The sequence below is a fragment of the Mesorhizobium sp. B2-8-9 genome, assembly GCF_006439475.1.
Taxonomy (GTDB): Bacteria; Pseudomonadota; Alphaproteobacteria; order Rhizobiales; family Rhizobiaceae; genus Mesorhizobium.
This window is the reverse complement of the sequence record NZ_VFTQ01000015.1, coordinates 49,864-71,426: the sequence shown is the minus strand read 5'-3', so window position 1 is coordinate 71,426 and position 21,563 is coordinate 49,864. Positions and strand designations below refer to the sequence as shown.

The following is a 21,563-nucleotide window of genomic DNA, read 5'->3' as shown; positions in this document are numbered from 1 at the left end:
GTCCGGATGAAAATGCGCGCCGTCTTGCGGACGGCGCGCGGTAATCCAGAACCGACGATCAGGCGGCCGGGCTCATCAGCGCTGGCAGCAGCGCGCCGGACACATGCTGCACGACATTCACCTTCTTCGAATGCACGATCGGTTGCGCATATTGGATCAGCGGCAGCACATAGGCCTGCTCGGCGATGTATTTGTCGACGACCTTCCAGCCAGCGATGCGCTTGGCTTCGTCCTTCTCGCCCCACAGCGGGTTGATCATGTCGATCAGGTCCTGGCTGTCCCAAACCGAATGCGGGCTCGGGCCATACATGGCGAAACCGGTCGAGGTGGTCGGATCGCCAATCGAGTTGCCCCAGTTGTAGAAAGCGGCCGGAGCCAGCTTGTCGGCGGCGCGCAGCTCGTAATGCTTGGCGATCTCGTAGACCTCGATATTGGCCTCGATGCCGACCTTGCGCCACATGCCGACGATCGCCTGGATCATCTCATAGTCCTTGGGCTTGAAGCCCTTAGTGGTCTGGATGGTAAACTTGACCGGCTTCTTGGGCGAATAGCCGGAGGCGGCGAGCAGCTCCTTGGCCTTCTCCGGATTGTGCTCGACCTTGATCGACGGATCAAAGGCCGTGTATTCCGGCGTCTCCAGCGTGGCGATCGGCTGGCCGTAGCCGCGCAGCAGCCGCTTGACCAAAAGCTCCTTGTCCACCGCCATCACGGCGGCCTGGCGGACATTCTTGTCCAGCATCGCCTCGATGTCGTTGAAGAAGATCATGCCGATGTCGGAAACATTCTTGATCGAGCCGGCAAGCCCGTCCTTGGCAATCAGCCGGTCATATTCCTCATAGGGGATTTCGAGCGTCACCTGCGAGGAGCCGGACTCGATCTCGGCGACGCGGCTCGCCGCGTCGGTCACGAATTTGATCGTCAAGTTCTCGAAGGCGGGCTTCGTGCCCCAGTAGTGCGGATTGGCCTTCAGCCGCAGGAAGGCGTTGCGCTCGAACTTGTCGACCATATAGGGGCCGGTGCCGATCGGCGCCTTCTCGAAGCCTTCCGCGCCGACCTTCTCGTAATAGGCCTTCGGCAGGATGTAGCCGGTCAGGAACGACATCCACTTGAAATAGACCGGGTCGAACTGCACGACATCGCCGGTGATCTTGTTGCCGTCGATCTTGAAGTTGTTGACGTTCTTCCAGACGAACTGGATCGGATTGCCGGTCTTCTCGTCGCCGGCCCGCTGCAGCGACCACACCACGTCCTCGGCCGTAAAGGGCGAGCCGTCATGCCATTTCACGCCGTCGCGCACCGTCATCGTCACCTTGGTGCGGTCGTCGTTCCAGCCCCATTCGGTGAGCAGTCCGGGCGTGAAGGAAAGGTCCGGCTTCTGCCCGATGATCTGGTCGAACACCGATTGATAAAGGCCCTGGATGGTCGGGTTGACGGCCGAGGGGCCGGTCGTCGGGTCCCAGGAAGGCAGATTGACGTTGTAGGCGATGGTGAGTTCGTCCGCCGCCTTTGCTGCCCTCGGCAGGCCAAACGTGGCGGCACTGAGCGCCGCTGCGCCATATCCAAGCAAGTCACGTCTGTTGATGGTCATGGTCGTTCCCCTTGTTGGTTGTCATTTGTCTGCGCGGCGTTTTCATTCGGTGGTGGGCAACCGCGCCTTGTCCATCCCGGATTTCTTAGGCTCAACTTCCTCCCAGCTGTTGGGCGAGCATGTAGCCCGAGCCTGCGCCCGTGCCGGCGCCGGGCCATGTCGCGGCGCCGGTGAGGTAAAGGTTCGAGACCGGCGTGTTCCAGCGCGCGAAGCCCCGCGCCGGGCGGAAGAGGAAATTCTGCGCCAGGTGATGGCTGCCGCAGATCTGGTCGCCGCCGACGAGGTTCGGGTTTTCGCGCTCGAGGTCGAGCGGCGAGAAGATCGCACGGCCGAGAATCTTTTTGCGCAATCCCGGCGCATAGCTCTCGATGATGTCGAGCACGCGCTCGGCATAGGCATCCTTTACCGCATCCCAGTGCGCCGGCGCGATCTTGCCCTCGGCATCGCCGAGGATCTCCGCCGGCAGCATGCGCACCTGCACCCACAGCACATGCTTGCCTGGCGGTGCGCGCGACGGATCGACGGCCGTCGGCTGGCCGACGACCAGCACCGGCTGTTCAGGCAGCAGGCCGGCGATCGCCTGCTGGTAGGTGCGCGACATGGCGTCGAGCGAGGGCGGCAGATGCACATAGGCGAATTGGCGAAGCTCGGCGCCGGCGCTCCAGTCCGGCAGGTCGTCCAGCGCCAGATGGATCATCATCGTGCCTGGCGCGTGGCGGAATTTTTTCATCGCCGCATCGAAACCGGCGTCACCGGAACCATTGGGCAGCAGCCCGCCTGCCAGCGCCTTGGGCGCGACGCCGGCGATGACGGCCTTGGCCGCGACATGCGTTTCGCCGGATGCCAGCCGCACCCCCGTCGCTCGGCCGCCGGCCATCGTGATCTCCGACACCTCCGCGCCTGTTACGATCTTGCCGCCGGCCGCCTTGAGCATGCCCGCAAGCGCCCGGATAATGGTATCGGCGCCGCCTTTGCCGAGCACCATGCCGAAACTCTGGTTGGCCATCGATTCCAGATAGGGGAACACAGCACCCCCGGCGATGTCGGGAGCGAAATCGAGATGCATGCCCCAGGCCGCGAGTGTCGTGCGCACATGCGGCGTTTCGAAATTCTCCTCGAGCCACGCGCGCGGCGATGACAACAGCAATCGAGCCGTATCGAGCGCGCCGGCCAGGCCCTTCTTGCGCCAGATGTTCCACGCGCTGCCGGCCAGCGCCCTTGCGCTCATCGGCGAGCCCAGCAGGCGGAACAGATGCTCGGCTTCCCCCGGAAAAGCACCGACCAGCCGGCGCCACGTGTCTGCATCCGCCGCCGAGAAGGCGGCCAGCCGCGAGGCCGTCTTTTCCAGGTCGTTGCTGACGCCGAACCATGTCCCGTCCGGGAAGGCGCTGGCGAAACAATCGGCCACGGGCGCGAATTCCAGTCCGTGGCTTTTCAATTCATTTGCATATTTCCGATGGAAGGCCGAGCCGGCGAAGAGGCTCAAATTCATCGCCCCGAAATCGTGCCGGAAACCGGGAAGCGTGTACTCGGCGGTCCGTACGGCGCCGCCGATTGCCTCGCTGCGTTCGAAAACCGCGATTTTCCAGCCTTTGAGCGCCAGATGCGCGGCGCATGCCAGACTGTTGTGGCCCGCCCCGACAAAGATGGCGTCGAACTCGCTCACGCCCCGCCCCAAAAATGCTTTATGCTTAAAGATAATTGCAGATGCATATGTTTTCGTCTAGTAGGTATATTAAGGGCCGCAACGAGCCTTGAAGGTCACGAACAAGAGGGAACAAAAGACCATGGACACGCAGAAACTCCTCGGCGAGGTCGCCGGCCAGCTGCTTTCGGGCGCCATCAAGGTGGTCGATCTGACGGCGCCGCTCGGGCCGAACACGCCGCTGATCAAGCTGCCGCCGGAACTCGCCGTCGACACGCCGAAGGTCGAGATCCACGCCATCTCCAAATACGACAAGAACGGCCCGTGGTGGGCCTGGAACTGGCTGAAGCTCGGCGAGCATTCGGGCACGCATTTCGATGCGCCGCAGCACTGGATCACCGGCAAGGACTATCCGGACGGTGCCACCGACACCATTCCGGCGCAGAATTTCATCGGCCCGGTCAACGTCATCGACTGCTCGAAGGAAGCGGCCGCAGATCACGACTTCCTGCTCACCGTCGACCACATCAAGGCCTGGGAGGCCAAGCACGGCGCCATCAACCCCGGCGAGTGGGTGGTGATGCGCACCGACTGGTACAAGCGCAACGGCTCGGAAGCGGAGTTCCTCAACGCCAACGAGACCGGCCCGCACACGCCGGGCCCGACGGCCGAGGCCATCCAGTTCCTGATCGCCAAAGACATCAAGGGCTGGGGCTCGGAAACGATCGGTACCGACGCCGGCAAGGCCGGCGGCATGGAGCCGCCATTCCCGGCCCACACGCTGATGCACAAGGCCAACCGTTATGGCCTGGCCAGCCTCTGCAACCTCGACCAGCTGCCGCCGAAGGGCGCGATCCTGATCGCCGCCCCGCTCAAGATCGAGCACGGCACCGGCAGCCCGATCCGGGCATTGGCGCTGGTGCCGGGCAAATAGGCGAGGCGACGGTCTTCGGGAGAAGATCATGCTTGCGGGCGATGGAGTGATCGGGACGTTGGGACGACCGTTCTGTAGCGCTAGCGCTCTACGGCGCCCCCCTCTGTCCTGCCGGACATCTCCCCCTCCAGGGGGGAGATTGGATGTCACCCCCGCTTTCGCCAATCTCCCACGTCGCAGCACGATGTGGGGCGCCAAAACTGCCAATCTCCCATGTCGCAGCACGATGTGGGGCGCCAAAACTGCTGATCTCCCCCCTAGAGGGGGAGATGTCCGGCAGGACAGAGGGGGGCGCGAAGGAACTCGGCTTCGCGCGATTGACGCCCTCGTACCCGCGAGCCTCCAATGAACGCCCCCGATCACATCATCGTCGGTAGCGGCATCAACGCCCTCGTCTGTGCGGCGATGCTTGGCGCCAACGGCGCCAAGGTGCTCGTGCTTGAGCGCAACGACCGCATCGGCGGCTGCATGCGCACCGAGGAGATCACGGCGCCAGGCTTTGTCCATGACGTGATGGCCACGACCTTCGTGCTGTTCATCACGTCTCCGGCCTTCGCCGCGCTCGGCAAGGACCTCGCGCGGCACGGGCTGGAATTCTGCCACACCGCTATGCCGACCGGCGTGCTTCGGCCCGACGGCAGCCATGCCGTGCTCACCACCGACCGCGCCGCCAATGACGCGGCGCTGAACCGGATTGCGCCCGGTGATGGCGATCGCCATGGCGACGATGTCGGTGGCATCGAGCGCAATGCCGGGCTGCTGTTCGGCCTGCTCGGCGGTGCGCTCTGGTCCTATCCAACGACGAAGCTGTTGGCTGGCGAAGCCTGGCGGCGCGGTCCGCGCGACCTCGCCGCCTTCATGGGCGAGGCGCTGGTTCCCGCGCGCGGCTGGCTGGAAACGACTTACAGTTCCGACCTCGTCCGCGCGCTCTGGGCGCCTTGGGTGCTGCATGCCGGGCTCAGCCCGGAAGACGCCTTCTCCGGCCAGATCGCCAAGGTCATCGCCTTCGCGCTGGAGGCCGCCGGGGCGCCGATCGTCAAGGGCGGCGCCAAGAACCTGCTCGCGGCGTTCGAGGCGCTGATCAGGGAACGCGGCGGCGAGATCCGCGTCAACGCCGACGTCGCCTCGATCGTCCAGACCGGCGGCCGCGCCAGCGGCGTCCGGCTCGCCTCCGGCGAGGTGCTGACACCGGCGAAAAGCGTCATCTGCTCGGTCACGCCGACGCAGCTCTATAGCCGCCTGCTCGGCGACGCGGCTCCGAAGCGCGACGTCGAAGCGACGCGCGTTTATCGCTATGGCAAGGGCAATTTCCAGGTCCACTATGCGCTGGACAAGCCGCCCGCATGGCGCGGCGAGGGCCTGGACAAGGTGGCGCTGCTGCATTTGACGCCGGGTTTGGATGGCGTGTCGAAGGCCTGCAACGAGGCGGTGCGCGGCCTGCTGCCGGAAGTGCCGACCATCTGCGTCGGCCAGCCGCATGTGCTCGACCCGTCGCGCTGCCCCGAGGGCAAGGCGATCCTCTGGCTGCAACTGCCGGAGGCGCCGCGCCACATCAGGGGTGATGCTGCCGGCAAGCTCGAAACGCCCGCCGACGGCCGCTGGACCGAAGCGCTGCGCGAGGCCTATGCCGACCGGGTCGAAGCGATCCTCGCCAACCACATCGACGGTTTCCGCGAGACGGTCATTGCGCGTCGCGCCTATTCGCCGGCCGACCTCGAAGCCATGAACATCAACCTTGTTGGCGGCGATCCCTATGGTGGCTCGTCGACCATCGACCAGTCCTTCCTGTGGCGGCCATTCAAGGCGAGCCGCAACCACGAGACCGGCATCAAGGGCCTCTATCATATCGGCGCCTCGACCCATCCAGGCGCCGGCCTTGGCGGCGGTTCTGGCTTCCTTCTGGCGGGGAGGCTGTGATGGAACAGAAGCTTCCGGAAAGGCGCCAGCGTATCTCCACCCTCGGCCAGATCGGCCTGCAGCAATTCGCGCCCTATCTGATGAACCGTATCATGGGCCGCTACAATGCCACGCTTCGCGACAACTTCCGCAAGCAGGGCCTGACCATCCCGCAGGTGCGAACGCTCGCCGTGCTGTCGGTCGCTGACGGCGTCACCGTCAACGATCTCTCGGTCTACACGGTGATCGAGCAGTCGACCTTGAGCCGCACGCTCGATACGCTGGAAGGCCAGGGCCTGGTGCGGCGCGAGCAGGGCGTCACCGACAGCCGCATCCGCCATGTTTTTCTTACCGATGATGGGCGAGCGCTGTTCACCCGCGCCTGGCCCGCAATGCATGACGCTTTCGAAGCCATGTTCGACGGTATCGACGATGCCGAATACGCCGCGCTGATCGCGACGTTGCAAAAAATGCTGAAGAACATCCGCAAGCACGAGATCTAGATGCACGCGACGCCCCATGGAAGGCGGCAACGGAAGGAGGCGGAGATGGCCGAACGGTCTTTTGCCAAGGAAGTCGAAAAGCTGAGGCTTGGCGCCGGCGAGGAATTCGCCGGCGAGGGCATCCTCGCCATCACCAAGGCGCTCCTGCAGTGCGGCGTAGGCTATGTCGGCGGCTACCAGGGCGCGCCGATCAGCCATCTAATGGATGTGCTGGCCGACGCGCAGGACATCCTGGGCGAGCTCGGCGTGCATTTCGAGGCGAGCGCTTCCGAAGCGACCGCCACCGCCATGCTGGCCGCCTCCGTGCATTATCCAATCCGGGGCGCCGCCACCTTCAAGTCGACGGTCGGCACCAACGTCGCTTCCGACGCGCTGGCGAACCTGGCCTCCGGCGGCGTCACCGGCGGCGCGCTGATCATCGTCGGCGAGGACTATGGCGAGGGCTCCTCGATCATGCAGGAGCGCAGCCATGCCTTCGCCATGAAGAGCCAGGTCTGGCTGCTCGACCCGCGCCCGAACCTGCCATCGATCGTCAAGGCGGTCGAGGACGGATTCGAGCTGTCGGAGGTGTCGAACACGCCGGTGATGCTGCAGGTGCGCATCCGCTGCTGTCACGTCCATGGCCACTTCATCGCCAAGGACAACAAGCGCCCGCCGATGTCGGTCGCCGATGCGCTGTCCGCGCCGCGCCGCGACACCGGCCGCATCGTGCTGCCGCCCGCCTCCTTCCTGCATGAGAAGGAGAAGGTCGCCAAGCGCTGGCCGGCGGCGGTGGATTTCATCAAGAGCCGCAAGATCAACGAGATGTTCGGGCCGGATCACGGCTCGGTCGGCATCGTCATGCAGGGCGGCATGTATAATTCCGTCATCCGCGCGCTGCAGCGGCTCGGCCTTGCCGACACCTATGGCGAGACCGACGTGCCGCTTTACGTGCTGAACGCCGTCTACCCGCTGGTCGACGATGAGTTCCTCGCCTTCTGCGAGGGCAAGCAGGCGGTGCTGGTCGTCGAGGAAGGCCAGCCCAATTATATCGAGCAGGCCTTTGCCGCGATGCTGCACAAGGCCGGGCGCGGCACTAAACTGGTCGGCAAGGAGCATCTGCCGATGGCCGGCGAATATACCGGCCAGGTGATGCTCGACGGCATCGGCTCCTTCCTGCGCGCCAATGCCCCGCATCTGCTGCCGGGCGAGGTCCGGGCTCCGAACAAGGCGGGTGAAGGCGTCGATACGGCCGACCTCATCAATGTCGTTCCCGGACGGCCTCCGGGCTTCTGCGTCGGCTGTCCTGAGCGGCCGATTTTCGCCGCGACCAAGCTTGTCGAGCAAGAGCTCGGCAAGCACCACATCGCCTCCGACATCGGCTGCCATCTGTTCTCGATCATGCCGCCTTTCGAGCTCGGCGCCACCACCATGGGCTATGGGCTGGGGCCGGCCTCGGCCTCCGCCTTCAACTCGCCGGAGGCAAAACGCCGCTCGATCTCCTTCGTCGGCGATGGCGGCTTCTGGCACAACGGGCTGACCTCCTCGATCGGCAACGCCGTGTTCAACAAGAATGACGGCGTCATCGTCATCGTCGACAATTTCTACTCGGCGGCTACCGGCGGCCAGGATATCCTGTCCTCGCGCGCCAACAACCGCACCAAATCGACCAAGCATCCGATCGATGAAGCGGTGAAGGGCATGGGCGTCAAATGGCTGCGCCACATCGACCGCACCTATGATGTCGGCAAGATGCAAGCCGCGCTGCGCGAGGCGCTGACCACCGAGGAGAAGGGTCCGAAGGTCATCGTCGCCTCGTCCGAATGCATGCTCAACCGCCAGCGCCGCGAGAAGCCGCTGGTCGACAAGGCGATCAAGGGCGGCGAGCGCGTGGTCAAGCCGAAATTCGGCGTCGACGAGGACATCTGCACGGGCGACCACGCCTGCATGCGGCTGTCCGGCTGCCCGTCGCTGTCGGTGAAGTCGCTCGACGATCCGCTGCGCGACGATCCGGTCGCCTCGATCGACCAGAACTGTGTCGGTTGCGGCAATTGCGGCGAGGTGGCGGATGCGGCCGTGCTTTGCCCGTCCTTCTACCGCGCCGACGTCGTCCACAATCCAGGCCGATGGGACCGTTTCCTGGAAGGCGCGCGCCGCGCCGCGATCGGCCTTCTGCAGCGTCGCCGCGAGAGCCGCAGATTGACGTTCGCCGATGCTTGATCAGGCTTCTCCCCTGCGCCCCAAGGCGGGCGCCTCTGACGACGAGCGGGTGATAAAACTCGCCGTGCTCGCGGTCGGCGGCCAGGGCGGCGGTGTGCTCGCCGACTGGATCACCGACGTCGCCGAGCGCAACGGCTATATCGCCCAATCGACCTCCGTGGCCGGCGTCGCGCAGCGCACCGGCGCCACGATCTACTACATCGAGATGGCCCGCGACACCGGCCGGCTGCCGGTTTTCGCGCTGTCGCCCTCGCAGGGCGATGTCGACATATTGATCGCCGCCGAGCTGATGGAAGCCGGCCGCGCCATCATCCGCGGTTTCGTCACGCCCGAACGCACGACGCTGATCACGTCCTCGCACCGCATCGCCGCCGTCTCGGAAAAGATCGAGCCGGGCGACGGCCGCGCCTTGTCGGAAAAGGTCCACGCGACGGCGCAAGCGGCGGCCAGGCGCTTCATCGCCTTCGACATGGAAAAGATCGCCGCCGACAACGGCACCATGATCTCGGCCAGCCTGCTTGGCGCGCTGGCCGGCTCCGACGCGCTGCCCTTCACCCGCGAAACTTACGAGCAGGCGATCGGCGCCGGCGGCCGTGGCGTCAAGCCGAGCCTCGCCGCCTTCGGCGCGGCCTACGAGCGCGCACGCGGGATCGCGGCAGCGCCGGCCGGGGAAAAGGCGGCGGCGGAACCCGCCGTTGCCCAGCCCAGGCCAACGGCGAGGGTCAGCGGACCGGAAACCCTGCTCAAGGGCTGGCAGGCGCTTGCCGCTCGCGTCGCGTCGCTTCCCGAGCCCGTGCGCGACATGGCCGAGCTCGGGCTGAAGAAGGTCGTCGACTACCAGGACATCGCCTATGGCGGCGAGTATCTCGACCGGCTGGACAGAGCGGTGGCGCTGGACAATGCGGAGCGCGGCTATGCGCTGTCGATCGCCGCGGCAAAGCATCTCGCCAACGCCATGTGCTATGACGACATGATCCGCGTCGCCGATTTGAAGACCCGCTCGGCGCGAGACAAGCGGGTGCGCAAAGAAGTCGGTGTCAAGCAAGGCTCGGTCCTGCAGGTCACCGAATATTTCCATCCGCGCATCGAGGAGTTCTGCGGCACCCTGCCGGCGGGGCTCGGCAGCTACATCGAGAACCGCCCAAAACTCGCCGCCTTCCTCGACCGCCGCATCAATCGCGGCCGCCACATCCGCACCGACAGTTTCACCGGCTTCGCCATGCTGTGGTTCATCGGCGGCCTGCGCCGCTGGCGCCGCCGCCTGCTGCGCCACAGGATAGAGGTCTCGCATCTCGAACGCTGGTACGGCCTGGCGCTCGGCTATGTGCGGCAGGATTATGCGCTTGCCACCGAAATCCTGAACTGCCGCCGCCTGATCAAGGGCTACAGCGACACCCACGCCCGCGCCCAGTCGAAATTCGATCGCGTGCTGTCGGCGCTGCCGATGCTCAAGGGCAGGGAGGACGCTGCCGACTGGATCCGCCGCCTGCGCGAGGCGGCGCTGAAGGACGAAAAGGGCGACATGCTGGACGGCGCGCTGAAGACGGTGGCGACGCTCAACGACGGCGCCGCCCGTTAACGAAGACGTGATCCGCACCGCTCCGACGGAATTCGGCCCTGTCCTCCGTTTCACGGAGGTAGGGACAAATTTACGGAGACAACGCATGTTCGCAAAATACGTTCTGCCTCTCGCCATGGCTGCCGGCACGTTGATGCTGTCCAGTGTCGGCTCGCAGGCCATGCCGATGGCCAAGCCAGGTGCTTCGCCGCTGCCCATCGAAACCGTCGGCTGGCGCTGCGGTCCCGGCTGGCACGTGAACCGTAGGGGCAGATGCGTGCCGAACCGCCGCGTGATCATACGGCCGGCGCGCCATTGGCATCCCGGCTTCTGGTACCACCACCGCTGGCACCCCGGTTATTGGAGCTGGTGATCGCTCTCGGATCGCCGTTGATGCCCGCGCTGGCAACGGCGCGGGCGGTTTGGCTAAGGTCCCACGCACAGGTTCGAAACCTCCGCGCCAGCGTTGGTGATTGGCCGAGGCTCCTCAGCCTCGTCATCCACGGGCGGAGCAAGGAGCGAAGCGACGCAGCGCAGACCCGAGGATCCATTCCGTGACGTTCAGGCGTTGCCACGGTTCAGAATTCTGCTCCGCAGCACCCACGATCAAAGTCACGGAATGGATCCTCGGGTCTCCGCGTCCGCTTCGCTCCCGCTCCGCCCCGACTGGCGCCGCCAGCCTATCGCTGACCGGCAAACTCACGACTCACGCCACCAGGTCCCGCATCGGCTTCACCGCAGCCGACTCTGGAAACACCGTGCCGCCAAGCACCGCAGCAGACAGCCCGAACTGGTCGGCAAGCAGCCCCTTCAGCACCGCGCGCACATCGCTGGTCGGCGCCAGGTCGCGGCCTTCGTAGAGCTGCGCCGGTTTCAGCCCCGGCCAGTCGGCGATGACGCGGCCGCCCTTGATCGCGCCGCCGGCGAGCAGCACCACCGTGCCGGTGCCGTGGTCGGTGCCGACAGTGCCGTTGATGCGAGCCGTGCGGCCGAATTCTGTGATCGCGACGACCGCCGTGTCCTGCCAACGCTCGCCAAGCCCCTTCTCGAACTCCTCGAACGCTCCGTCGAGGCCGCCGAGCAGATTGGCGAGCCGCCCTGTGGCGCCGCCTTCGTTGACATGGGTGTCCCAGCCGTCGAAGGCGAGCGCCGCGATGCGCGGCCCGTCGTCGGCGGCCATCAGCCGCGCCGCGCCTTGCGCCGATTGCCGCATGCCGGCGGCGTTGTCGAGGCCGCCCTTAGGCTTCATCGTCGTGCCGTCGAGTTGGTCGCCCAGCGCCATCCGATCGGCATCGAGCCCTTTCTGAAGCGCGGCCGCCAGCACCGGATCGCGATGGTTGTAGAGATCGAGCACACGCTCCGCCAGCGCATCGCCGGGCGTCGGCAGCGCCTGCGGTGCCCAGCCGAGCACGGGCGCGGCGCCACGGATCACCAGCGGCGTCGAGGGCCCGACCGCCAGCCCGCCGGCTTTCGCAGTCCTGTCGCCCGCCGGCAGGCTGGCCAACGCCCGGTTGAGCCAGCCGGTGGTGGCGTTGCCAGGGCCGGGCAGGCCGCTTTCCAGCACGTCCTGGCCATCGAAATGCGAGCGGTCGCGGTAGCCGGTCGCCGCCGCATGCACGACCGCCGCCTGGCCCGCCTTGAACAGGCGCGCAAACACCGGCATTGCCGGATTGACGGCGAAGAAACCGTCAAGCGGCAATGCCGGGTTGGCGCCTGAGAGCGAAAGCGCGATGTCGCCATGCAGGCCGGCATAGTTTGGATCGCCGACCGGCCCGACCGTCGACAGCCCGTCCAGCGCGCCGCGCAGCACGATGACGATCAGGCGCGGGTCGCGCTTGTCGGCTGCGCGCGCGAAGCGCGGCAGATAGGCCCAGGCAAACAGCGCGCCGCCGCTCATCAGCACCGCGCGGCGGGACAGGCTGGGGGTTTCGCAAAGAAGGCTCATGGCTGCATCTCCACTTCTGCTACCGGCGCTGGAATTACCGGCGCTGGAATTCCGGCGCCATCAACAGCAGCGCCAGGCCCTGCTGCCGGGACTCCGCGCGCGAAATCGCCTGCCGCGTCTCGGCCGAGACGGATGTGCCGATCAGCGACGCGAGCATCTCGTCGGGATCGCCGATATCGTCCGCCTGCTTCGCCGCCTGCCACGCAATGTCCAGCCGCGTCTTGAGGCCCTCGGCGGAAACCCATGCGTCCGTCCGGTCGGGAAAGCCGTTCGGCCCCGGCGGTCGCCACAGCGGCTCGCCGAGCACGCTCAGCCAGCGAAGCGATCGTTGCGGTTCGTTGCCGGCGGTAGCGCCGACCGCCCGCCGCAGCGCCACGACATAGTCCAACGGCGAGCGCAGCTTCGTGAGCGGCGTCGACCAGGCTTCCGACATGTCGATCAGCGTCAACGCGATCGAGCGCAGGTCGCCGTCGGTCTTGGTGAAGACCGTGCCCAGGCGAGCGACCGCCGCCGGGGGCGGATCGTCCGCGATGAAATGGCGGGCAAGCTTGGTGGCGATATGCCGCGCGGTGGCCGGGTGACGGGCAATGTCGTTGAGCGCGGCCTCCGCCTGGCCCATGCCGCCATCGGGATAGGTCTTGCCGAGCAGCACCGCCTTGCCCGGCTGATGCGCATTGGCGTTGAAGACGAAGCTTCCCGGCTCGCCCAGCCGCCCCTCGCGGCCGGCCATCGTCCAGCCGGTCAGCATGGTCGCGAAGCTGGTGACGTCGGCCTGGGCATAGCCGCTGCCGACGCCCATCGTGTGCAATTCCAGGATCTCGCGGGCGAGGTTCTCGTTGAGGCCGCGTCCGCGTCGCTTGCCGGCGCGGGAATCGGGGCCGATGGACTGCCGGTTGTCGAGATAGAACAGCATGGCCGGATGGTGCTCGACGGCCAAAAGCATGTCGGCGAAGCGGCCGAGCACGAAGGGGCGGATCGCCTCGCGCTCGAAGGCGCCGGCGCATGCCCGCACGACCGGTGCCTTCGCGGCGGAAACGCAGAAATGGTTCGACCAGAAGCCGACCAGGCGCTCCACGAAGCCGGGCGTCGCAGTGAGCGCCTTGTCGAACCGGGCCTGCGCTTCGTCGCGATAGATATCGGCCTCGACACGCGGCACCATGGGTTTGGCTTTTGCCACGGCCGGGCCGGCTGGATCATCCGTTGCCATCGGCTGCATAGCGGCGGCCGCCGTCTCGGCGCGCGCCGCCTTGCGCTCCATGGCTGCCGCCATGCTGGCCTGGATCGCCGCAGTGCTGTCCAGCAACCCGGCATTCCGGGGGTCGTCGGGGGAAATGAGCGCGATGTCCTGCTGCTTGAGCTCGGCCTCGAGATAGCCGCGTGGATCGGCGGCGATCTTGCCGAACTCGTCGCCGGGCCTTGCGCCGAGGCCGAAGCGGTGGAGCGCCACCAGGGCGGGGTCCGGCGAGACGGAATTTGCAAACGGTGCGGCCAACGAAGCCTCCGTTGAACCCGGCGCAGATCGCGTCGGTTTCATGGATCATCGGGGATCCTCACGATGCCGGCCGCAGCACCGGCATCGTGAAGGGTTGTTACCAGCGGCGCCAGTGGTGCCAGCGATGGTAGGGATGCCAGACCGGGCCGATATAGACGCGCGGTCCGCCCCAGTAGTAATAGCCGGGATAGACCGCGCGGCGGTTGGGGACGCAGCGGCCCCAATAGTTGGGATGCCAGCCCGGGCCGCAGCCCCAGGCGACGTGCTCGACAAGCGCCGGCGAGGGCGCAACCGGTGCGATCGGCATCGCCGAGACGGCGCTTGCGGCGGCCGTTCCGCCGAGGGCGAGGGCAGCCGCGATCGAATATCTTGTCAGACGGTTCATGCGATACTCCCGAAAGTTTCGAGGTTGAAGAGAACCTGCCCGCTGCCAGGGCGGTCACAGGCCTGTCCCTCTTTCCCTTGAACGGAGCGCGCTTGCCCTTTCCGTCGCCGCCTATGGCAATTTTTTTGCAGGCGGCGGCTGTCGGCCAGCGCGTCGCAACAAGGCATCCGCCAGCAGCCGGCGGTCTTCCGGCGAGCCCGATGCGGCGAATTCGATGATGCGTTGCTCGATCCGGGTGCGCACGGTGACATCGGCATTGCGCGCGCGCTCCAGGGCGGCGGCGAGCGCATTGGTGTCGAGAGCCGGCTGTTGCAGAAGGTTTGCCGCCTCGCGCCGCGCGGCCTGTCCGTCGAGGATCACGTCCCGCGACTCCCGGCGCACCTCGCGCAACGCCTGGCGGAAGACCTTGCGGTCGGCGGCCGGCAACCTACCGCCGGCCGATTCCAGCGAATAGCCCGGATTGGACTTGCCGATCAGCCAGCCGGCGCCGCCGGCCACGGCGCCGATCAGAAAAACATTCAGCACCAGCGATGCCGCGACAAGACGGGGGCTCATAGGTTTTCCTCGTAAGGATCGGCGTCGGGACCGGCATCGCCGAACGACGTCGCGTTGGCGTCCATCACATAATGGTCGGGCTGCATATCCGGGCTGACGACGGCCACCAGCGCCAGGCCGGCCACGGCGCCGGCCAGCCCGATACCCGCAAGCCCGAAGCCCAGCCACCAGAACCGGCGGCGGCGCTCCTGCCTGACCTCGGTCGCGGCGCGGGCGACGATCATGCGATGCAGCGCCGGACTGGGTGCTTCGACCCGATGCCGGTCGAGCATGGCGTCGAGCTTCCTGGCGCGCGCCAGGATGGCGCGGCCTTCCTTGGTCTCGGCAAACCGCACCGCGGTCGCCTGTTCGGCCGGCGGCCAGCGGTGCAAGGCGCTGCCATAGGCATCCGCCAGCGCGGCGAAACGCCCGGCGTCCATTGGCCCGTCCGAAGTTTTCTCAGCCATGTCGTTCCCCCTTCCGCCGTTCCGGCGTGGCCCCCCACGCCACAGTCCTCGGGATTCGCAGTCCCCTCACGGTCTCAATCATCGCCATCTCCAATGAGCATGGCCTGCAAAGCGCGCCGGCCGCGCGCGAGCAGGCTTTCCAGCGCATCGACGCTGACCTGCATGGCGCTGGCGGCTTCGATGTTGGACAGCTCCTGATAATACACCAAGACGATCGCCTCGCGCTGGCGCGGCGCGATGCGCTGCAGCGCTTGGTTGACCCTGCGCTCGTCGTCGTCAGGCATTGCATCGGGAAGCGGCGTGTCATCGGCCACCTCCGGCAGCTCGTCCGTCGTCCATTCGCGCCGGCGCCGCAGCCGGTCGTAGCAGAGGTTGAGCGCGACGCGGTGGACCCAGGTGTCGAAGCGTGCGTGCCCCTGGCGCCAGCCCGAGGCATGGCGCCAGATGCGCACGAAAGTCTCCTGGGCGACGTCCTCTGCTTCCGCCGGGTCGCCAAGCATCCTGGCGGCCAGGGCCAGGATGCGCGGCAGCTTGCGCGCCACCATCGCCTGCACCGCGGCGGTGTCGCCGGTGCCGATGCGGCGTACCAGTTCCTCGTCCGGATCGGCGCCCATCACGTCGGGCGCTCGCAGCTGTCATTGTGCGGCATAGCCTCTTGGTCATTGCTCCTGATTGGGAGCGGTTTTATGGCCCGGCCTCTCGTCGGCGCCGAGCACGCCGTCGCTATTCTTGTCGAGCCTGGCGAAGCGCTTGGCGACGAAGGCGTCGAGCTCGCCCTTGTCAACGAAGCCGTCCTTGTTGGTGTCCATGCGCGCGAAGGATTTGGCCGGATCGCCCTTGGCCTTGCGCGCGGTCTGGAAAGCGGTCCATTCGGTGAGGCTGACCTTGCCGTCATTGTCTGTGTCGGCCCGCATGAACGCCCTTTCCCGGCGCGCCTCGAACTTTTCCAGCGTCAGGCCGGATTTGGGTTGGTCAGACTTGGCGGCCGGAGCCGGGCTGCTCGGCGCCGTCTGGGCCGGGGCAGGCGTCGTTGACTGGGCGACCGCGGCCGCGGTCTGCAGGCCAAGGGCAACGACGAATATGGTGGGGCGGATCATGCTCTCGTCTCCGGTTGGGCGCGGCCATTTCGGCCACGCTTCAACCATTGAACGCGAGACAGAGCAAAATCCGTCGGTCTTTTTCGACCGGACACCAACCTACCGGATCCGGCGCAGCCGGATCGAAGGATTGCTAAGGACAGGAGGCGACGGCTATCTCGGCTGGTCGACCGCCACCAACTGGTCCTGCTTGAAACCTGCATGTTGCGGCGTCCAGACGTCGCCCTCGCGGTTGAACCAGTGGCACAGATACGTGCCGGAAGCCGCCCCGTCGCTGACAGTCATTTCGGGGCCTCCGGACTTCAGCCTGACGACGTCTCCGGTCTTGAAACTATTGGGCATTTCGACCTCCCATGCTGATAAAGGGAGTTTCCCACCAACAGCTGTTCCCGACAATGGCCGAGATGCGCCGATCACGGGGTGCAGGGGGAAGGCGTGAGAATGATGCCGCTTGTGAAACACGCCAGGTAGCACCGTAGGCGTGGCCAGATCATGTCGAGGCTTTGGAGCCGAAGCGAGCGGCCCGATCGCTCCTCGGATTCAATCGGTGTCGCGCTGTGGACCCGGCGGCTGTGCCGATTGGTTGTCTTCGGCTGGGCGGACGGTCATAGACCTTTCATTGGGCCACAACGCTTGTGCCTTCGTCACCGCTGCCAAAAGATCGTCTGCTTCAACGCTTCCGATTTCAGTTAGAAGCGGTCTGCCGCCCCCTGCTCTGAAACCGACGTGATAGACCGTCCAACTCCTCATTGAATTCCGACAAAAATTGCGTCTCGGCGTGGACACGCGGATGGAAGCCCGGCTCGCTTTTGTGGTTAGGATTTTGAGGTCCGCAAGCCGGGCATGCACCGACCGATAGGGCGGGGGGCTTGGGGTTATCAGCCGGTGCGATCGCGAGACTGTCTGATTTGCCCGCCAGCCCACAATCGACCGAGGTCCATCCTGCCGAACGCATTGGTCCGAAAGGACCAAAGATATAGCCCCTTATTCCGTTGGGGCAGGTTGCCCCCGCCGGTGACTTTTTGTCATCCGCCGATGGCCCATGGTTCACGGCAGACCGCTCAAGCGCTCGGCCTCCGCTAATGCGCCTGGGCAGAGATGGCGGCGACCGGCGAATCGCGGGACGTGAACCGCTGGACCTCACAGGCCCAGCATTTCGCCGGAGCCTGTGAGGAAGATCCGCCCTAGCCCCCGTTAGCAGGTGCCGGTGCCGGTTTGGCGGGAGCGGCGGGCTTGGAGACGGACGGTGCGGACGGCGCCTCAACCTTGGGCGTGTTCACGCTAACGTTCACATCCTTACCTCCGCCCCCATTTATGTTTATCACCCCCGTGAAGAATAGTAGGGCAACAACTGCGATGATGCCAAGGATTATCGCAACGGCTGTTCCGCCACCACCAGAGTTTACGACTGTAGGGCCGTCAGACATGGCTTTTCTCCTTTTCTTGAGTTCTCACTCGGAAGAAAAGAGAACTTTGTGGTATTTGTTCCGCACTCGGGCCACAGTCTTAAAGTACATACGACCGAAGTCCATTGACTGGAATGCCCAGACGGCTGTCGCCGAGCTGTGACAGAATGAAAAAACCCGCCGGCCGAAGCCAGCGGGTGAAGGTGGTTGGGCTCGGCCCCGCCAGGACCGAGCGCCCTATCATGTGCACACGGCCGAACTGGTCGCGCCTACAAATGTTAGAACTAAAGGAAATTCCGAAGCACGGTCTAGGCGAGCAGGGAGAAAGTTAGCTGATCAGACGGTGAAGTTCGCGGTCGCTCAGGTCTACAGCTTCGGCATCAGGTGTTTCTGTGCGGTTTCTGTACAAATCCGGCGAGGCGATCGGCTAAGTTATTGGAATTTTGGTGCCGCTTGCGTGACTCGAACACGCGACCCCATCATTACGAATGATGTGCTCTACCAACTGAGCTAAAGCGGCCCGGGAAGCGCTGAGCTTCCAGAATGGGCTGGGTGATAGACTCAACCGCTCCCTAATTCAAGATGGGCAGCGGTGAATTCCGGCCTCGCCGGCGGCAATTCCGATCTACGGTTATCACGCGACGGGCGCCGGAGCGGCCCGCGGCGGCGTGCGGGTAAGCGGTCCTTCGCATCCGGCTGGCCGGCGCGGCTGCAGCCGCGGTGACGAAAAATGTTGATTCTTCAACAAAAAATGCCGAAATGGCTTTGGCCGGCAAGGCAGCCGCTCGCCGTTGATCGATCGGTCGTCTGCGGCTGACGACCAGACAACCGGGAGCGAACGCGCAGAGGGAGCTCGCTTGGACCCTATCGAGAAAGCGATCCGCAATGCCTTCGAGAAAGGCAATGCCGAGGACCGGGCGTTCCGCGAGAGGGTCTATCGATCCGCCTTTGCCGCGCTCGACCGCGTCCTGCAGGCCAATCCGAACGTCACGGTCGAGGCCGCCATCAGCCGCCGCAAGGCAGTCCAGGCCAAGATCACCGAGATCGAATCGGAGTTCCTGCCGGCCGTGCCAGAGGTGACGCTGCCGCCGGAAAACGTCGCGCCCGCCGGCAATGGCGCACCGGACCCCGGCGTCGAAGCGCCGTCCGAATCGGCCGCGCCGTCTGTCGACGCGCCGCTGCCGCCGTCGCAAACCGCGCCCTCGCCCTCGATCACCGTCGACGGCCCGGTCCAGCCCGATGCGTCGGACCGGCCGCGTGCGCGTGTGCTGCCGCGCGTGCCCGACATCATGCCCGACGAGACGGGGCTTCCCGATGCGCCCTCGCTCGATGATTCGCCGGGCGCTCCGGTCGGCAATGGCGCCCAGGTCGCGCCCGACCGCGACGAGCGGCGCATCAGGGGCCGGCGCTTGCCGCTCACCGCGGTCTTCGTCGTCGCGACATTGCTCGCGGCCGCCGGCATCGGCCTCTATTTCGCCAAGCAGACCGGTGTCTTCAAGACGGCGGCCGAGCTCAACACCGGCCCGCCGGAGCCGGCGCCGGCGCTGGACGACGAGGACTCCTCGCAGCCGACCGAGCCAGGCTCGCCGCAGAAACCGGGCGAGGCCGACCAGTCGAAGAACTGGATCAACGTCTTCTCGCCCGCCGACCCGACCCATGTCAGCGCCCCGTCCGACGCCGCCGCCGAGGTGATGAAGGACGACACCGGCCAGTTCCTGCGCATCCGCTCGGGCGCGTCGGGTTCGGCCATTGCCTTCGATGTCGGCCAGGGCGTGCTGGAGAAGCTTGCCGGCAAGCATGCCATGTTCGACATCGTCGCGCGTTCGGAAGAAGGCAAGGAGACGCAGATCTCGATCGATTGCAATTTCGGCGATCTCGGCGATTGCGGCCGCAAGCGCTACGCGGTCGGCCACGAGCGCAACGAATATCTGTTCGACGTGCAGTTCCCGAACAAGCATCCGGGCGCCGCCGGCACTATCGCCGTCAATTCCGATTTCGACCAGAAGGGCAAGTCGGTGGATATTTACGAGATACGCGTCTCGATAGCGCAGTGATCGCGTCGCTCTATCCGCCAACGCAGGCGCTGCACCTCACCCGCGCCGTCGGCGCGACCTCCCCTTGATGGGGAAGGTCGGTGCGCAGCGACGGGTGGGGTGGAGCGCCCGGCGCTCGATCTTTAGCTATCCAGCAGCGCCTGCAGCGTCTCGATGCGGTCGGCTTCCGCCGCCGGCTTGTCCCAGCGCAGCCGTGAGATGCGGGGAAAGCGCATTGCGACGCCAGATTTGTGGCGGGTCGAGCGGTTGAGGCCTTCGAACGCCACCTCCAGCACCAGGCCGTTCCTGCGGTCGGCGCGCACCGAGCGCACGGGCCCGAAACGCTCGATCGTGTTGTCGCGCACATATTTGTCGATTTCTCTCAGCTCCTCGTCGGTAAAGCCGAAATAGGCCTTGCCGACCGGCACCAGCTCTTCCGAGCCCTCCGGACCGGACCAGACGCCGAACGTGTAGTCGGAATAAAAGCTCGAGCGCTTACCGTGGCCGCGCTGCGCATACATCAGCACCGCGTCGATGGTGTGCGGGTCGCGCTTCCACTTGAACCACGGGCCCTTCGGCCGGCCGGCAAGATAGGGCGAATCCCAGCGCTTCAGCATCACCCCTTCGATGATCGGATGCGGCGGCGCCTGGCGCAGCCGCTCCAGCATCTCCCAGTCGGAAAACGCGACCAGCGGCGAGAGATCGAAGCGGCTCGGGTCGAGGGTTTTGACGAAAGCCTCGAGTCGCTTGCGGCGCTCGGCGAAGGGCAGCGCGCGCAGGTCCTCGCCGTCGATCTGCAGCGCGTCGTAGCAGCGCATGAAGGCCGGATATTGCTGCTGGATCTTTGGCGACACGCTTTTGCGGTTCAGCCGCTGCTGCAGGTCGGAGAAGGTTCCGGTCGCCTCGCGCGGGTCGCCGACCAGAAGCTCGCCATCGAGCGCCGCCTCGAAATTCATGGCCGCGGCAAGGTCCGGGAAGGCGCCGGACACGTCGTCGCCGGTGCGCGAATAGAGCCGGCGCACACCGCCTTCGCACACCGCCTGCACGCGGATGCCGTCCCACTTCCATTCCGCCGCATAATCGGCCGGGTCGAGCTTTTCGAGGTCGCCGTCGTCGACGGCATTGGACAGCATCACCGGACGGAACAGCGCCAGCGCGGCGCTCGTCGGCTTTTCCGCCCGGCCCTCCAGCCAAGCGAACAGCTCGGTGTAAGGTGGCGCCAGCCCGTGCCAGAGCTCCTCGATCTCAGCGACGTCGACTTGGCCAAGGTCGGCCAGCGCCTGCTTGGCGAGCCGCGCCGACACGCCGATGCGCAAGCCGCCGGTGACCAGCTTGATGATGGCGAAGCGCGCCGAGATGCTGGCGTCGTCGAGCAGCCGTGACAGAACCTTCGGCCCGTCGGAGCGGCTCGCCGCCTGCAGTCTGCCGACCACTTCGGCAAGCGTCGGCACATGATTGGGGATGTGGCCTTGTGGTTGCGGCCAGACCAGCGACACCGTCTCGGCGAGATCGCCGACATAGTCGTAGGAATAGCCGAACAGCACCGGATCCATGCGCTCGACCACCAGCGCGCGCAGCATTGCCGGCTTCACCGCCGCGATCGAGAGATCGCCGGTGATCGCCGCCAGCGCCAGCCCGCGATCGGGATCCTCGACGCTGCGGAAATAATCAGTCAGCAGCGTCAGCTTGCCGTTGCGCGACGGCGTCAGCACAAGGCGGTCGAGGAGCTCGGCGAAGCGGTTCATGGGCGTTTGCGCCGCGCAAATTTCGAAAGCCGGCGCGAGGCACCCCCCTCTGTCCTGCCGGAGATCTCCCCCGCAAGGGGGGAGATTGGACGTCGCGTCCGCTTTCGCGAATCTTCGGCGCCGGTAGAGATGCGCC

General features: G+C 66.0%; 18 protein-coding genes and 1 tRNA gene. 7 read left to right on the top strand and 12 right to left on the bottom strand.

Translation table 11 applies throughout. The features are described 5' to 3' along the window. Window positions 1–58: 58 nt before the first annotated feature. Window positions 59–1,588 (bottom strand): ABC transporter substrate-binding protein, encoded by a 1,530-nt coding sequence (locus FJ423_RS18815; protein WP_140843826.1) that lies wholly within the window; start codon window positions 1,586–1,588, stop codon window positions 59–61. Window positions 1,589–1,679: 91 nt separating this feature from the next. Next, entirely contained in the window at window positions 1,680–3,254 is a 1,575-nt protein-coding gene (locus FJ423_RS18810; RefSeq protein ID WP_140843824.1) for an NAD(P)/FAD-dependent oxidoreductase, read from the bottom strand. A 121-nt stretch (window positions 3,255–3,375) separates the two neighbouring features. On the opposite strand from FJ423_RS18810, the gene FJ423_RS18805 reads away from it, so the two are divergent. The 6 genes from FJ423_RS18805 to FJ423_RS18775 all read left to right on the top strand — a co-directional run bounded on the left by FJ423_RS18805 (window position 3,376) and on the right by FJ423_RS18775 (window position 10,696). Beyond that, the gene (locus tag FJ423_RS18805; protein ID WP_140843822.1) at window positions 3,376–4,167 is read left to right on the top strand and encodes a cyclase family protein; all 792 of its coding nucleotides are present in this window, start codon (window positions 3,376–3,378) and stop codon (window positions 4,165–4,167) included. A gap of 345 nt (window positions 4,168–4,512) precedes the next feature. Further along, window positions 4,513–6,084 carry an NAD(P)/FAD-dependent oxidoreductase gene (locus FJ423_RS18795; protein WP_140843820.1) on the top strand — a complete coding sequence of 524 codons (1,572 nt, stop codon included), beginning with the start codon at window positions 4,513–4,515 and terminating at the stop codon, window positions 6,082–6,084. After that, window positions 6,084–6,566, top strand: a complete 483-nt coding sequence (locus FJ423_RS18790) for a MarR family transcriptional regulator (RefSeq protein WP_140843818.1) — start codon at window positions 6,084–6,086, stop codon at window positions 6,564–6,566. Before FJ423_RS18795 ends, FJ423_RS18790 begins: the two co-directional genes overlap by 1 nt. 45 nt (window positions 6,567–6,611) lie before the next feature. Next, the gene (locus FJ423_RS18785; protein WP_140843816.1) at window positions 6,612–8,765 is read left to right on the top strand and encodes an indolepyruvate ferredoxin oxidoreductase subunit alpha; all 2,154 of its coding nucleotides are present in this window, start codon (window positions 6,612–6,614) and stop codon (window positions 8,763–8,765) included. After that, window positions 8,758–10,344 (top strand): indolepyruvate oxidoreductase subunit beta family protein, encoded by a 1,587-nt coding sequence (locus FJ423_RS18780; RefSeq protein ID WP_140843814.1) that lies wholly within the window; start codon window positions 8,758–8,760, stop codon window positions 10,342–10,344. The genes FJ423_RS18785 and FJ423_RS18780 overlap by 8 nt, the downstream gene beginning before the upstream one ends. An 85-nt stretch (window positions 10,345–10,429) precedes the next feature. Continuing rightward, entirely contained in the window at window positions 10,430–10,696 is a 267-nt protein-coding gene (locus FJ423_RS18775) for a hypothetical protein (RefSeq protein WP_140843812.1), read from the top strand. Between the two features lie 333 nt (window positions 10,697–11,029). On the opposite strand, the gene FJ423_RS18770 is transcribed toward FJ423_RS18775, so the two are convergent. The 9 genes from FJ423_RS18770 to FJ423_RS18725 all read right to left on the bottom strand — a co-directional run bounded on the left by FJ423_RS18770 (window position 11,030) and on the right by FJ423_RS18725 (window position 18,169). Next, window positions 11,030–12,268, bottom strand: a complete 1,239-nt coding sequence (locus FJ423_RS18770) for a DUF1501 domain-containing protein (RefSeq protein ID WP_140843810.1) — start codon at window positions 12,266–12,268, stop codon at window positions 11,030–11,032. 34 nt (window positions 12,269–12,302) lie between these two features. Beyond that, window positions 12,303–13,760 carry a DUF1800 family protein gene (locus FJ423_RS18765; protein WP_246680196.1) on the bottom strand — a complete coding sequence of 486 codons (1,458 nt, stop codon included), beginning with the start codon at window positions 13,758–13,760 and terminating at the stop codon, window positions 12,303–12,305. A gap of 97 nt (window positions 13,761–13,857) precedes the next feature. Further along, complete coding sequence (locus FJ423_RS18760; RefSeq protein WP_140843806.1) at window positions 13,858–14,145, bottom strand: hypothetical protein; 288 nt, start codon at window positions 14,143–14,145, stop codon at window positions 13,858–13,860. 111 nt (window positions 14,146–14,256) lie between these two features. Beyond that, complete coding sequence (locus FJ423_RS18755) at window positions 14,257–14,700, bottom strand: periplasmic heavy metal sensor (RefSeq protein ID WP_140843804.1); 444 nt, start codon at window positions 14,698–14,700, stop codon at window positions 14,257–14,259. After that, on the bottom strand, window positions 14,697–15,146 hold the full coding sequence (locus FJ423_RS18750) for a hypothetical protein (RefSeq protein ID WP_140843802.1): 450 nt from the start codon (window positions 15,144–15,146) through the stop codon (window positions 14,697–14,699). The genes FJ423_RS18755 and FJ423_RS18750 overlap by 4 nt, the downstream gene beginning before the upstream one ends. A 74-nt stretch (window positions 15,147–15,220) precedes the next feature. Further along, on the bottom strand, window positions 15,221–15,760 hold the full coding sequence (locus tag FJ423_RS18745; RefSeq protein WP_140843800.1) for an RNA polymerase sigma factor: 540 nt from the start codon (window positions 15,758–15,760) through the stop codon (window positions 15,221–15,223). Window positions 15,761–15,805: 45 nt separating this feature from the next. Beyond that, on the bottom strand, window positions 15,806–16,243 hold the full coding sequence (locus FJ423_RS18740; protein WP_140843798.1) for an acid-shock protein: 438 nt from the start codon (window positions 16,241–16,243) through the stop codon (window positions 15,806–15,808). Window positions 16,244–16,396: 153 nt separating this feature from the next. Continuing rightward, window positions 16,397–16,585, bottom strand: a complete 189-nt coding sequence (locus tag FJ423_RS18735; protein WP_095766010.1) for a DUF2158 domain-containing protein — start codon at window positions 16,583–16,585, stop codon at window positions 16,397–16,399. A gap of 1,508 nt (window positions 16,586–18,093) precedes the next feature. Beyond that, a tRNA-Thr gene (locus FJ423_RS18725) sits at window positions 18,094–18,169 on the bottom strand. A gap of 337 nt (window positions 18,170–18,506) precedes the next feature. Between FJ423_RS18725 and FJ423_RS18720 the strand changes: the two genes are divergently transcribed. After that, the gene (locus tag FJ423_RS18720) at window positions 18,507–19,703 is read left to right on the top strand and encodes a hypothetical protein (RefSeq protein WP_140843796.1); all 1,197 of its coding nucleotides are present in this window, start codon (window positions 18,507–18,509) and stop codon (window positions 19,701–19,703) included. Window positions 19,704–19,825: 122 nt separating this feature from the next. On the opposite strand, the gene FJ423_RS18715 is transcribed toward FJ423_RS18720, so the two are convergent. Further along, entirely contained in the window at window positions 19,826–21,427 is a 1,602-nt protein-coding gene (locus FJ423_RS18715; protein ID WP_140843794.1) for a cisplatin damage response ATP-dependent DNA ligase, read from the bottom strand. Window positions 21,428–21,563: the final 136 nt, after the last annotated feature.

What these genes read in the sequence shown, in the direction of transcription:
- FJ423_RS18815 (WP_140843826.1), bottom strand. Translation starts at nt 1,588, where the DNA reads ATGACCATCAACAGACGTGACTTGCTTGGATATGGCGCAGCGGCGCTC.
- FJ423_RS18805 (WP_140843822.1), top strand. Translation starts at nt 3,376, where the DNA reads ATGGACACGCAGAAACTCCTCGGCGAGGTCGCCGGCCAGCTGCTTTCG.
- FJ423_RS18795 (WP_140843820.1), top strand. Translation starts at nt 4,513, where the DNA reads ATGAACGCCCCCGATCACATCATCGTCGGTAGCGGCATCAACGCCCTC.
- FJ423_RS18790 (WP_140843818.1), top strand. Translation starts at nt 6,084, where the DNA reads ATGGAACAGAAGCTTCCGGAAAGGCGCCAGCGTATCTCCACCCTCGGC.
- FJ423_RS18785 (WP_140843816.1), top strand. Translation starts at nt 6,612, where the DNA reads ATGGCCGAACGGTCTTTTGCCAAGGAAGTCGAAAAGCTGAGGCTTGGC.
- FJ423_RS18780 (WP_140843814.1), top strand. Translation starts at nt 8,758, where the DNA reads ATGCTTGATCAGGCTTCTCCCCTGCGCCCCAAGGCGGGCGCCTCTGAC.
- FJ423_RS18775 (WP_140843812.1), top strand. Translation starts at nt 10,430, where the DNA reads ATGTTCGCAAAATACGTTCTGCCTCTCGCCATGGCTGCCGGCACGTTG.
- FJ423_RS18770 (WP_140843810.1), bottom strand. Translation starts at nt 12,268, where the DNA reads ATGAGCCTTCTTTGCGAAACCCCCAGCCTGTCCCGCCGCGCGGTGCTG.
- FJ423_RS18760 (WP_140843806.1), bottom strand. Translation starts at nt 14,145, where the DNA reads ATGAACCGTCTGACAAGATATTCGATCGCGGCTGCCCTCGCCCTCGGC.
- FJ423_RS18755 (WP_140843804.1), bottom strand. Translation starts at nt 14,700, where the DNA reads ATGAGCCCCCGTCTTGTCGCGGCATCGCTGGTGCTGAATGTTTTTCTG.
- FJ423_RS18750 (WP_140843802.1), bottom strand. Translation starts at nt 15,146, where the DNA reads ATGGCTGAGAAAACTTCGGACGGGCCAATGGACGCCGGGCGTTTCGCC.
- FJ423_RS18745 (WP_140843800.1), bottom strand. Translation starts at nt 15,760, where the DNA reads ATGGGCGCCGATCCGGACGAGGAACTGGTACGCCGCATCGGCACCGGC.
- FJ423_RS18740 (WP_140843798.1), bottom strand. Translation starts at nt 16,243, where the DNA reads ATGATCCGCCCCACCATATTCGTCGTTGCCCTTGGCCTGCAGACCGCG.
- FJ423_RS18735 (WP_095766010.1), bottom strand. Translation starts at nt 16,585, where the DNA reads ATGCCCAATAGTTTCAAGACCGGAGACGTCGTCAGGCTGAAGTCCGGA.
- FJ423_RS18715 (WP_140843794.1), bottom strand. Translation starts at nt 21,427, where the DNA reads ATGAACCGCTTCGCCGAGCTCCTCGACCGCCTTGTGCTGACGCCGTCG.